This window comes from Cellulophaga algicola DSM 14237 (genome assembly GCF_000186265.1).
GTDB lineage: Bacteria > Bacteroidota > Bacteroidia > Flavobacteriales > Flavobacteriaceae > Cellulophaga > Cellulophaga algicola.
The window spans coordinates 1,850,685-1,863,202 of sequence record NC_014934.1 but is presented as its reverse complement, the minus strand read 5'-3'; the positions used below and the strand labels follow the sequence as shown (position 1 = coordinate 1,863,202).

The following is a 12,518-nucleotide window of genomic DNA, read 5'->3' as shown; positions in this document are numbered from 1 at the left end:
CCTATTAAAGCATTCCTAATTCTAACTTAGCTTCTTCACTCATTAATTCTTGGGTCCAAGGCGGGTCAAAAGTAATTTCTACCTCTGCATCTTTAACAGCATCAAGAGATTTTACTTTTTCTTCAACTTCAGCAGGTAATGATTCTGCTACTGGACAGTTAGGAGATGTTAAGGTCATTAGAATCTTAACTTCATTGTCTTCATTTACAAAAACGTCATAGATTAATCCTAATTCATAAATGTCTACTGGTATTTCAGGATCATAGATTGTTTTTAAAACACCTACTATTTTTTCTCCTAATTCTGCTGTATCTATTGTTGCTTCTTCGCTCATCTTTTAAATTTTAAGGTATTCTAATTAACCTACCTGAGTTTGATACGCTATTGCGTATAATTTTATTTGTTTTATCATACTAACCAAACCATTAGCTCTTGTAGGTGATAAATGTTCTTTTAAACCTATTTCATCAATAAACGCAGTATCTGCGTCTATAATATCTTTAGGTTTTTGGTTGCTAAATGCTCGGATTAAAATAGCAATAATTCCTTTTGTTATAATGGCATCACTATCTGCCGTAAATACCAATTTATTATCTTTTAAATCTGCGTGAACCCAAACTTTACTTTGGCATCCTTTTATGATATTATCATCGGTTTTATATTGCGCTTCAATCAAAGGTAATGACTTACCTAAGTCTATCATATACTCATATCGCTGCATCCAATCATCAAACATTGAAAACTCATCTACGATATCGTTTTGTATTTCTTTAATGTTCATTTTTTACTATTTCAAGTTCTAAAACCACTAAAAAAATGGCTTCTAGTATTGTACAAAAATACAATAAGTATTGATTTGATTTATTTGAATAAGGAAATGATTACCACACCTTAAAATCGCACTTTATTCTAACATAGATTTTGCTTTTTTCACGGCTTCCACCAACACATCAACTTCGTGTAGTGTATTGTAAAAACTAAAACTAGCTCTTACCGTACCCGGAATCTTAAAGAAATCCATAATTGGTTGTGCACAATGATGCCCTGTACGAACTGCAACCCCTAATTTATCTAATATTGAACCTATATCATAAGGGTGTATTGCTCCTACATTGAAAGAGATGACTGCTGTTTTTTCTTTAGCAGTACCATAGATTTTTAATCCGTCAATCGCCAACAATTTTTCAGTAGCATATTCTAAAAGCTCATGCTCGTAAGCTGCTATTTCATCAAAACCTATGGCATTCATATAATCTAATCCTGCAGCCATTGCAATACCGCCACAAATATTAGGAGTTCCTGCTTCAAATTTATGCGGTAAATCTGCATAGGTGGTCTTTTCAAAAGTAACCTCTGCAATCATTTCTCCACCACCTTGGTAGGGAGGCAATTTATTTAGCCATTCTTCTTTTCCGTATAAAATTCCCGCTCCAGTTGGCCCACAAATTTTGTGTGCAGATACCGTATAAAAATCAGCACCTAATTCCTGTACATCTGCTTTAATATGTGGTGCAGCCTGTGCACCATCAATTAATACAGCGGCTCCAACATTATGCGCAGCATCAATAATTTCTTTTATAGGGTTTATGGTCCCTAATGCATTAGATACATGATTACAAAATACAAGTTTTGTTTTATCAGAAAGTATAGAATGATAATCCTCTAATATTAATTCTCCCTCTAAATTCATAGGGATAACCTTTAGAATTGCACCTGTTCGCTCACAAAGCATTTGCCAAGGCACTATGTTTGAATGGTGCTCCATTGCCGAAACAATAATCTCATCTCCTTTTTTTAATAAGGTAGAAAATCCGTTGGCTACAATATTAATACTGTGCGTTGTTCCCGAAGTAAAAATAACCTCGTACGCCTTCGCTGCATTAAAGTGTGTTTGAATTTTTATTCTTGCTTGCTCATATTTATCCGTCGCTTCCTGAGATAAAGCATGTACGCCACGGTGAATATTTGCATTATAGTTGCTGTAATAGTCTACAATAACATCAATAACTTGTTGCGGTGTTTGTGATGTTGCTGCATTATCAAGATAAACCAAGGGTTTTCCATTAACTTCCCTCTTTAATATTGGAAAATCTTTTCGAATTTTAGTAACGTCTATCATAGCTCAAATAATTGAATACAAAGATACCGACTAAAGCTTAGAATCCATTGAAAATTAAATGGTTTATAAGACTGTTTCTCACAAAAAAAGGACCGCTAATTTAACATCATCTGTTAAAATTACACCCCAATTAGCATTAAAAAACAAAGCCTATAGAATCTTCTAAGGTGAAAAAAAAAAGCGCATGAGACGTCTAATTTTCATATAACTACTCAACTAATACTCCTCAAACAAAAAGCCTCGCATTTTGAGAACAAAATACGAGGCTTATACTAGTTATTTTTAAAATATCAACTACAAATCAAACCCAAGATTAACCCCTAATTTATTTGCAATCAGTTTATTAATTCTAATTTTTAATTCTGGAATACGAACGCTTTCTAAAACATTATTCGCAAAAGCATACATTAATAAGGCACTAGCTTCCTTTTTAGGAATACCACGAGACTGTAAATAGAATAAAGCATCTTCATCTAGCTGGCCAATAGTACAACCGTGAGAACACTTAACATCATCTGCAAAAATCTCTAATTGAGGTTTTGTATTGATGGACGCCTTATCACTAATTAAAATATTATTATTCTGCTGAAAAGCATTGGTTTTTTGCGCTAATTTTTCTACAATAATTTTCCCATTAAAAACACCAGTAGAGCTATCATTATAAATACCCTTATAATCTTGGTGACTTTCACAATTAGGTTCTATATGATGTACTAACGTATGATGATCCACATGTTGTTTATCACCCAAAATAGTAACTCCTTTCATGGTAGAATCTATATACTCACCATTCTGATAGAAATTAAGATTGTTTCTTGTTAACTTTCCTCCAAAGCTAAACGTGTGTACTTTTACATCACTTTTATCTTTCTGATCAATATAGGTATTATCTATTAATGATGCATTAGCGTCATCATTCTGAACTTTATAATAGTCTACAATAGCACTTTTAGCTGCAAAAATTTCAGTAACGCAATTGGTCAACACTTCATTTGAGGTTAAACTTTGATGACGTTCTATAATTTGAACCTCAGCATGCTCTTCTACAATAATTAAGTTACGCGGTTGTAACATTAAAGAAGCTTCATTACCTGTTGCGAAATGTAATATTTCGATAGGCTTTTTAGGCATTTTGTTTTTCGGGATATAAATATAAGCTCCCTCTTTACTAAATGCAGTATTTAACGTGGTAAGCGACTCGTCTTTTGACGCTATTTTATTAAAATACACATCGATGATTTGCTTGTACATTGGCTTATTTAAAGCCGAACTCATTAAACAAATATCAACACCGTCATGCGTAGTTTCAGATAAATTAGAGCTAAAAATACCATCTATAAATACAATTTTATAGGTGTCAATTTCATTGATAAAGTATTTTTTAACCTCTCTATACTCTAAAGCATTTACCTCTTTAGGAAAAATACTGAAATCTATTTTCTGCAAGCCATTTAAAGAAGTGTACTTCCAAGCTTCATCCTTTTTAGAAGGAAAACCTTTTGTCTCAAAATTCTTCATTGCTTCTGAGCGTACTTCGTGAACAGGATGATCTACATCAACATTGTTCTCAAAAGCCATAAATGAAGAAATTAATTTATCTTTTAAATCCATTATTATAAGTTTTAAGTAGGGAGTATTAAGTATATAAGTACGATGGCCTTATTACTTTGTACTAGGTACTTTTTTAAACTACCTCTTCATTTTCATTTTTAATCCAATCGTATCCTTTTTCCTCTAATTCTAACGCTAATTCTTTACCGCCAGACTTAACTATTTTACCATTGTGCAAAACGTGCACAAAATCAGGAATGATATAGTCTAATAAACGTTGGTAGTGTGTAATTAAGATTACTGCGTTGTCTTTACTTTTTAGTTTATTAACACCACTTGCTACAATACGTAACGCATCAATATCTAAACCAGAATCAGTTTCATCTAAGATGGCTAATTTTGGTTCTAACATTGCCATTTGAAAAATTTCATTACGCTTCTTCTCTCCACCAGAAAAACCTTGGTTTAACGATCGTGATAAGAACTTACGGTCTATTTCTAACATTTCAGATTTTTCACGAATCAATTTCAGCATATCTTTTGCTGGCATATCTTCTAATCCTTTAGCCTTACGTCCTTCGTTAATTGCGGTTTTCATGAAGTTAGTAACCGATACTCCTGGAATTTCTACAGGATATTGGAAAGAAAGAAAAATACCTTTATGTGCTCTTTCTTCTGGAGAAACATCTTCTAAATCTTCACCTTCTAAAATAACTTGACCTTCCGTAACCTCAAACTCTTCTTTACCAGCAATTACAGAAGACAAGGTGCTCTTACCAGAACCATTAGGCCCCATAATTGCATGAACTTCTCCTGCTTTAACTTCTAAGTTAATTCCTCTTAAGATTTCTTTACCTTCTACACTTGCATGTAGGTTTTTTATTTGTAACATCCTGATTGTGATTTAATATCTTTTTCTAATTATTTTTTATCCTACTGAGCCTTCTAAACTAATTTCCAATAGTTTCTGCGCTTCAACAGCAAATTCCATTGGCAACTTATTCAACACCTCTTTACTAAAACCATTTACAATTAATGCAATTGCTTTTTCTGTAGGTATCCCTCTTTGGTTGCAATAGAATAATTGATCTTCACCAATTTTACTAGTCGTAGCTTCATGTTCTATCTGCGCAGTTTTATTCTTTACTTCAATATATGGAAATGTGTGTGCACCACATTCATTCCCCATCAAAAGCGAATCACACTGCGAGAAATTACGCGCATTATCTGCTCTACTACTTACCTGCACTAAACCACGGTAACTGTTTTGAGATTTCCCCGCAGAAATACCCTTAGAAATAATAGTACTTCTAGTATTTTTCCCTAAGTGAATCATTTTAGTTCCCGTATCTGCTTGCTGGTAGTTATTCGTTACTGCAATAGAATAAAATTCTCCGATAGAATTATCTCCTTTTAAAATACAAGAAGGATACTTCCAAGTTACTGCAGAACCAGTCTCTACTTGTGTCCAAGAAACTTTTGCATTTTTCTCGCACAAAGCTCTTTTAGTCACGAAGTTATAAACACCACCTTTACCCTCTTTATTCCCAGGGAACCAGTTTTGTACGGTAGAATATTTAATTTCAGCATTATCTAAAGCAATAAGCTCTACAACAGCGGCGTGTAATTGGTTTTCATCACGCGATGGAGCAGTACAACCCTCTAAATAGGAAACATAACTACTTTCATCTGCAATGACTAAAGTTCTTTCGAACTGACCTGTACCTGCTTGATTGATTCTAAAATATGTTGATAATTCCATTGGGCAACGTACGCCTTTTGGAATGTAACAGAAACTACCATCTGTAAATACAGCTGAATTTAATGCTGCATAAAAATTATCTGTTGTTGGAACAATAGAACCCATATATTTTTTAACCAATTCTGGGTGTTCTATAATTGCTTCAGAGATAGGCATAAAGATAATTCCCTTTTCACCTAATGTCTTTTTAAACGTTGTCGCAACAGAAACAGAATCCACTACAATATCAACAGCAACATTTTGCAGTTTTTTTTGCTCATCAACAGAAATTCCTAATTTCTTGTACATTTCTAATAACTCCGGATCTACATCGTCCAAAGATTTATTAGGATCTGCTTTTTTTGGAGCTGAATAATAAGATATTGCCTGGAAATCTGGTTTAGTATAATGAACGTTTGCCCATTCTGGTTCTTCCATTTTTTCCCAAACACGATACGCTTCAATACGCCAATCGGTCATCCACTGTGGTTCGTTTTTCTTTTTTGAAATAGCACGAACAATATCTTCACTTAATCCGATTGGGAATGTATCTGACTCTATATCTGTATAAAAACCATATTCATACTCTTTGGTTTCCAATTCTTTTTTTAGCTCTTCTTCTGTATATGCCATAAGCCCGTTTTACTTCCCCCTAAGGGAAATTTAATTTTCTAATCTATCTATTCTAAACTTAGTCTATAATGAAAAACTTTCTCCACAACCGCAAGTACGCTGTGCATTAGGGTTGTTAAATACAAAACCCTTACCGTTTAGTCCTCCTGAATATTCTAATACTGTTCCTGCCAAATAAAGAAAACTTTTTTTCTCAACGATAATTCTAACATTATTGTCTTCAAAAACTTTATCCGTTTCCCCTATTTTATCATCAAATTTTAGCTCGTAAGATAGTCCGCTGCAACCCCCACTCTTTACGCCAACGCGTACATAGTCTTTAGTTGCATCGAAACCCTCATCTTCCATAAGCAAAATCACTCTTTTTTTTGCCGTCTCCGATACTTGAATCATATTAATTGGATTTATTCTAAATAATTATACAAATATAAGGTATATGTCGCTTTTTTCTATGTTAACTAACATTTATATAATGCATGATAACATAATGATTATCTATAGCGGCAATTATAATCAATTTAACGCATCACTTTATCCGTAAAGCATTTCATTTTAAGGGAATACTATGTACTTTTGCAGCATGATAGAAGATAAAAATCAGAAAAAAACTTCGTTAGAAGAATTGGGCGAGTTTGGTTTAATAGAACATTTAACAAAATCGTTTGAAAGCAAACAAGAATCAACACTTAAAGCTATTGGTGATGATGCCGCAGTACTTGATTTGAAAGATAAAAAGACTATTCTTTCTACTGATTTATTAATTGAAGGCGTGCACTTTGATTTGAGCTATATGCCTTTAAAACATTTAGGCTACAAGGCTATTATGGTTAATTTATCTGATATCTACGCTATGAATGCGATTCCTACCCAAATTACGGTTTCGGTAGCTGTATCAAACAGGTTTCCTTTAGAAGCTTTGGAAGAACTTTATGCAGGCATAGAATTAGCTACAAAAACATACAATGTAGATCTTGTAGGCGGAGACACTACCTCATCAAAAACAGGTTTATTAATTAGCGTAACCGCTGTTGGGGTTGCCAATGAGGCTGATATTACCTACCGAAATGGCGCTAAACCAAATGATTTATTAGTGGTTACTGGCGATATAGGCGGCGCTTATATGGGGCTCCAGGTTCTTGAACGCGAAAAAGAAGTCTATAAAGTTAACCCTAACAGCCAGCCAGATTTAGAACCGTATTCCTATATTATTGAGCGACAATTAAAGCCAGAAGCACGAAAAGATATTGTAGAATTGTTAGAAAAACTAGAAGTTAAACCAACTTCAATGATTGATATTAGTGACGGTCTTTCTTCTGAAGTATTACATTTATGCAAGCAGAGCCAAGTTGGTTGTGATTTATATGAAGATAAAATACCTTTAGATCCTACCGTTATTTCTTCTTGTGAAGAATTTGGAATAGACAGTACTCTTGTAGCCTTAAGTGGTGGCGAAGATTACGAACTGTTATTCACCGTAGATCAAGAAGACTTTGATAAAATAAAAGGAAATCCTAACCTGACTGTTATTGGTCATATGACCGACAAGAGTTTAGGCGCAAATATGGTTACGAGAAGCGGGTCAAAAATTGGATTAACCGCTCAGGGCTGGAACTCATTTGGAGCATAGTAAAAAGAAGAATTCCCGAGAATAAACGACATATCTTTGTAAAGTCTTAGGGCACAAGACGAAAAACAAAGTATCGAATATAATCAGGAATTACTTTTAAATTTCTAAGCCATTTAGGGCTGAAATTCATTTGCCAAGCATAAATTACGCCACCTGTTGGTGTGACGTTGAATGTCTTTTTTGATATATATGTTCTAAAGCTGCATTAATATCTTGCATTTCAGGGGTTAAGCGTGCTAATTTTCCATTAGCATCTGTAGTCACTTGTTTTTCACAATGAAGACATTTGTATTCTTTAATATGAGAAGTTACTTTTCTAGACATGGTATAATGATGTCCGAAAATAGAGCAGCAAAAGGCGTTAAATCTTGAGCCGCAGCTAGAAATTACTTTCTTCATAGTTTAGTTTTTTATGATGCACGTAAGCTTTGGGAACTTATAGTATTGCAAATGATTGTTATAAAATTGGGTCGCAAAAACATTTTGTAATTGCTCTGTAGTTAGAACGATGTTCTTAGTGTTTTATTGAATACCACGCTATTATTTTTTTACGAAAATGATAAAACGCACATTTATTCGTCTAAATACTTAAATCATCGATAAAATACACTGCGAAACTAATATATTTTCTAGTATCTTTCCTCCTTTATTTTAGTTGATCATGCAGAATACTAAAGAAACCTTAGTAACAGCCTTTGCTCTTTTCTCTTTATTTTTTGGAGCTGGTAATTTAATATTCCCCCCACTTCTAGGATTCCAGTCTGGGAACATGTGGTGGTTAGTGGCTTTAGGCTTTTGCTTATCTGCTGTCCTTATCCCTTTATTTGGAATTTTAGCCCACGCTAAAATTCAAGGTACCATATTCGATTTTGGAAAGAAAGTGTCCCGCACCTTTAGCTTAATGTATTCCATTTTAATTTATGCAATCTCAGTAAGTTTACCTTCCCCTAGAACAGCATCTGTAACGCATGAAATAGCAGTACAGCCTTTCTTTGACTCTCCTTACATCGTCACCAGTATTATCTACTTTTCCTTGGTGTTTATTTTTGTAATGAACAGATCTAAGCTCTTAAATATTTTAGGAAAGGTCCTAACTCCGGCCATCATCCTTATTTTATTAGCCATTATAGGCATCACCGTATTTTATTTCGATTTTAATTTTGGAACTACGCATTTTGATAACCCATTCACCTACGGAATATTGGAAGGCTATCAAACATTTGATGCTATAGGTGCTGTTGTGGTAGGAGGTGTAATTATCGTTTCTGTAAATATCAGTAATAAAGAAAAGACATTTGAAGAAAAACGAGTTCTAATACGAAAAGCTGGCTGGTTAGCTGGTATTGCCTTATTTGTTATCTACGCAGGACTTATATTTACGGGAGCGGTAATGCACAATCAGTTTGATGCAGACATTACCCGAACCGCACTCTTAAATAGTATTAGTATAAAAACCTTAGGAAGTACTGCAAATCTATTTTTGAGCATCTTAGTGAGTCTTGCATGCTTTACCACAGCCGTAGGTATCGTCACAGGAACCTCCGATTTTATTAGGCATTTGTTTAATGATTCTCAAATAGCCTATATCATTACAGCAGTCTTAGGTTGTGTTTTAGGTGTAGTTATGGGACAATTTAATGTAGCATACATCGTTAATGTGGCTTTGCCAGCATTAATGTTTATCTATCCCATTACTATAGTGCTAATCTTGCTTAATATTCTACCCGAAAAATATGCGTCTACACTAGTTTTTAGAAGTGTTGTTATCGTAACGGCAATTTTTAGTATCCCAGATTTTTTAAGTACTATAGGGTATGATAATGAAGTAATCTTTCTTGAAGAACTTATCCCATTAAGCAAATACAATATGGGGTGGGTAATACCTGGATTTCTAAGCTTTGCTATTGTTAATGTATTAGGCAGTAAAAAACCTATCCATGAATAGTCTCTGACTTGCCGTAGTTTTTAATAATTTCGCCCTCGGCAACCAGCAATTCTTTCCATAGTTTATCTACATCTATTCCTTCACCATATTTTCGTGCAAAACCCAAAAATGTGGTATAATGTCCAGCCTCACTAATCATTAAATCTTTATAGAATTTAGATAATTCTTCGTCTTTAATATTTTCAGAGAGCACTTTAAAACGTTCACAACTACGTGCTTCAATCATAGCAGAAAACAACAACCTATTTACTAAAGCTTGTTGGCGGCTACCACCTTTCATTTGTACCTTAAACAATTCATTCACGTAACTATCTCTACGTTCTCTTCCTAAAGTGTATCCACGTTTTTTAATAATATCATGCACCATTTGAAAATGCTCTAACTCTTCTTGTGCCAACTTCAATAATTCTGTCACTAATTCTTCATGCTCAGAATTTAAAGAAATTATCGTAATGGCGTTGGTGGCTGCTTTTTGCTCACACCAGGCATGGTCTGTCAATATTTCTTCAATATTGGTTTCAACTAATTTAGCCCAACGTGGGTCTGTTGCCAATTTTAAACCAAGCATAATTTTTTATTTTTTGAATTAGATACTACCGCAAAGATACAGTATCAGAAGCGGAAAACCATTTGCAACATAACATTACAGATAAACTGAAATAGTTAAGGATACCATCGCCAGTAGCGTTAAAATTAATAGCAAAGGCCAAACAAATTTAAGCCACTTATCATAACCAATTTTCACCACAGAAAGTGCCGCCAAAATCATACTCGTGGGGTTTATAAAATAAAATAACCCTATCCCATACAAATAAGCATTTACTACCACTTCACGGCCAACCCCCACCGTGTCCGCTAAAGGAGACATAATTGGCATAGTCAATACTGCCATTCCTGATTGTGAAGGAATAAAAAATGCCAATCCAGAATAGATAAACATCAGCAGGTTTGCAAACACCCCTTTGTTCATTCCATCAGTGGCCGTACTTGCATAATACAATACGGTATCACTTATTAATCCATCATTCATAAGAATGGTAACCCCGCGTGCAATCCCGATAATAAAAGCAACACTCAGTAATTCTCCCGCACCTTTTGCAAATGCTGCAACAAATTGATGCTCTTTTATCTTAGCTATAATCCCAATAAGAACTGCTGCTACTAAAAAAGTACTCGTCATTTCTACAAACCACCAATCCAGAAAAGATACGCCAACAATCATAACCACAAAGGATAAGGAAAATACTAGAAGAATTAATTTTAATCTTACGGTTAATTCTTTTTGATGCCCTGACTTTAATCCAAAAGCCGCATTCATTTCTTCCTTCTGATCATAAATTAAGGACTTTGTTGGGTCTTTTTTTACTTTTTTAGCATATTTAAGAATATAAACAATACAAACAATTAAACAGAGTAGTAACATTATAGAGCGCCCCATCATACCAGTTGTCCAGCTTATTCCCGCAGCATCAGAAGCTATAATGGTGGCAAAGGGATTGGTAATACTAAATAAACAACCTACTGCAGATCCTATAAAAATGGATGCCAGCCCCACTAAAGCGTCGTATTTTGCAGCTAAAAAGACAGGAATTAATATTGGATAAAAGGCCATTGTCTCTTCTGACAAACCAAAAGTTGTTCCTCCAATTGCCACTAAGGTCGTAACCACAATGATTAGAATATATTCACGGCCATCCAGTGTTTTTGCTAAACTTGCTATTCCAGCATCAAAGGCACCGGTGTAATCCATAATTCCAATTAACCCGCCAATAATTAAGACTAAGAATATAATATCAGACGCCTCAATAATTCCTTTTATTGGCGCTTGTACAAACTCAGAGAAGCCTTGTGGCTTTGCTTCTAATTGCGTGTAGGTATTCGGAATGTTTATGGGCTTATAGATTGCTCCACTTGTAAATTTCTCTAAAGGTATTTGAATATTTAATTGCGCTAAACTCTCTTGCGTGGCAGGAATAGTTTCTGTTTCGGTAGTACTGCTTATTTCAAAGGTGTCGTTGGTAGTATTGTATTTTAAGGAGTCATATTTTCCTGCAGGAATAAACCAAGTTAAAATTGCTACTAATAATGCAATTACCATCAAGATGGTTTGAGCAGTGGGAAATTTTATAGTTTTCATTTTTGAAAAATCAAAATTAATGTAGTATTGTAAAAAATTCTTTTAAACCTGTCAAAATACTCTGGATAGCATAAGATGCCAAAATTAACCCCATCACTTTACTAATTACCGTTATACCGTATTCTCCAACTTTTTCCTGGACTACATTGGCAGCCAATAATAGTAAACAGGTTAAGGCCACTACAATCAAAACTAAAATAGTGGTTATCGCCTGCTGTTCTAAGGAGTAAATATTGTTGTTTGTCATTAATACTACCGCCATAATTGCTCCTGGCGATGCAATAGAAGGAATTGCAATTGGAAAAATTGAAACGTGCTTATAGTCTTTAATCTGATTTTTTTCATTTTCTGGTTTTCCATCACCAAAAATCATTGTTAAGGCAAACAAGAAAAGAATAACACCTCCCGAAATTTGAAATGCATCTAAAGAAACCTCCATTCCTTCTAAAATAAATTGACCAATACCTATAAAAAAGAGTAAAATCATAAAAGCTATTAACGAAGCTCTTACCGCTATTTTTCTTTTATGTTTGGTATCAAAATTCTTAGTTGCTTCTAAATAAACAGGTACTGAACCTAAAGGATCAATAACCGCAATTAAGAAAAATATAGTCGTAATTATTTCTTTCATAATAAACCTACATTATAGTACCAAAGGTTAAAACACGAATACATGCCAAACCAAGGCTCCAAATTAAAAAAACATACCCTAAAATTACACTGCTCATTTTGTTAAACTCTTCATAAAGATATTTTAAAAGCAAA

At 34.1% G+C, this 12,518-nt stretch carries 13 protein-coding genes; 2 read left to right on the top strand and 11 right to left on the bottom strand.

Annotation, left to right across the window (positions count from 1 at the left end):
* Positions 1 to 4 precede the first annotated feature (4 nt).
* The 7 genes from CELAL_RS08025 to CELAL_RS07995 form a co-directional block, all read right to left on the bottom strand.
* Entirely contained in the window at positions 5 to 334 is a 330-nt protein-coding gene (locus CELAL_RS08025; protein ID WP_013550408.1) for an SUF system Fe-S cluster assembly protein, read from the bottom strand.
* Between the two features lie 24 nt (positions 335 to 358).
* Complete coding sequence (locus tag CELAL_RS08020; protein WP_013550407.1) at positions 359 to 781, bottom strand: SufE family protein; 423 nt, start codon at positions 779 to 781, stop codon at positions 359 to 361.
* 123 nt (positions 782 to 904) lie between these two features.
* Entirely contained in the window at positions 905 to 2,119 is a 1,215-nt protein-coding gene (locus tag CELAL_RS08015) for an aminotransferase class V-fold PLP-dependent enzyme (protein ID WP_013550406.1), read from the bottom strand.
* Between the two features lie 294 nt (positions 2,120 to 2,413).
* Positions 2,414 to 3,730, bottom strand: a complete 1,317-nt coding sequence (gene sufD / locus CELAL_RS08010) for a Fe-S cluster assembly protein SufD (RefSeq protein WP_013550405.1) — start codon at positions 3,728 to 3,730, stop codon at positions 2,414 to 2,416.
* A 73-nt stretch (positions 3,731 to 3,803) separates the two neighbouring features.
* On the bottom strand, positions 3,804 to 4,562 hold the full coding sequence (sufC, locus tag CELAL_RS08005; protein ID WP_013550404.1) for a Fe-S cluster assembly ATPase SufC: 759 nt from the start codon (positions 4,560 to 4,562) through the stop codon (positions 3,804 to 3,806).
* Between the two features lie 36 nt (positions 4,563 to 4,598).
* Positions 4,599 to 6,044, bottom strand: a complete 1,446-nt coding sequence (gene sufB / locus CELAL_RS08000; protein WP_013550403.1) for a Fe-S cluster assembly protein SufB — start codon at positions 6,042 to 6,044, stop codon at positions 4,599 to 4,601.
* A 63-nt stretch (positions 6,045 to 6,107) separates the two neighbouring features.
* Positions 6,108 to 6,437 carry a HesB/IscA family protein gene (locus CELAL_RS07995; protein ID WP_013550402.1) on the bottom strand — a complete coding sequence of 110 codons (330 nt, stop codon included), beginning with the start codon at positions 6,435 to 6,437 and terminating at the stop codon, positions 6,108 to 6,110.
* Positions 6,438 to 6,624: 187 nt separating this feature from the next.
* On the opposite strand from CELAL_RS07995, the gene thiL reads away from it, so the two are divergent.
* A complete protein-coding gene (gene thiL, locus CELAL_RS07990) occupies positions 6,625 to 7,671 on the top strand; it encodes a thiamine-phosphate kinase (RefSeq protein ID WP_041557629.1) in 1,047 nt (348 codons plus the stop codon).
* A 144-nt stretch (positions 7,672 to 7,815) separates the two neighbouring features.
* Here thiL and CELAL_RS07985 read toward each other — a convergent pair whose 3' ends face one another.
* Entirely contained in the window at positions 7,816 to 8,070 is a 255-nt protein-coding gene (locus CELAL_RS07985) for a hypothetical protein (RefSeq protein WP_013550400.1), read from the bottom strand.
* A gap of 262 nt (positions 8,071 to 8,332) precedes the next feature.
* Between CELAL_RS07985 and brnQ the strand changes: the two genes are divergently transcribed.
* Positions 8,333 to 9,616 carry a branched-chain amino acid transport system II carrier protein gene (brnQ, locus tag CELAL_RS07980; RefSeq protein ID WP_013550399.1) on the top strand — a complete coding sequence of 428 codons (1,284 nt, stop codon included), beginning with the start codon at positions 8,333 to 8,335 and terminating at the stop codon, positions 9,614 to 9,616.
* Here brnQ and miaE read toward each other — a convergent pair.
* From miaE to CELAL_RS07965, 3 genes are all read right to left on the bottom strand, one after another.
* Entirely contained in the window at positions 9,603 to 10,184 is a 582-nt protein-coding gene (miaE, locus tag CELAL_RS07975) for a tRNA-(ms[2]io[6]A)-hydroxylase (protein WP_013550398.1), read from the bottom strand. The two genes, brnQ and miaE, sit on opposite strands and share 14 nt — an antisense overlap.
* 75 nt (positions 10,185 to 10,259) lie before the next feature.
* The gene (locus CELAL_RS07970; RefSeq protein ID WP_013550397.1) at positions 10,260 to 11,753 is read right to left on the bottom strand and encodes a YfcC family protein; all 1,494 of its coding nucleotides are present in this window, start codon (positions 11,751 to 11,753) and stop codon (positions 10,260 to 10,262) included.
* A gap of 16 nt (positions 11,754 to 11,769) precedes the next feature.
* Entirely contained in the window at positions 11,770 to 12,384 is a 615-nt protein-coding gene (locus CELAL_RS07965) for a MarC family protein (protein WP_013550396.1), read from the bottom strand.
* Positions 12,385 to 12,518 lie beyond the last annotated feature (134 nt).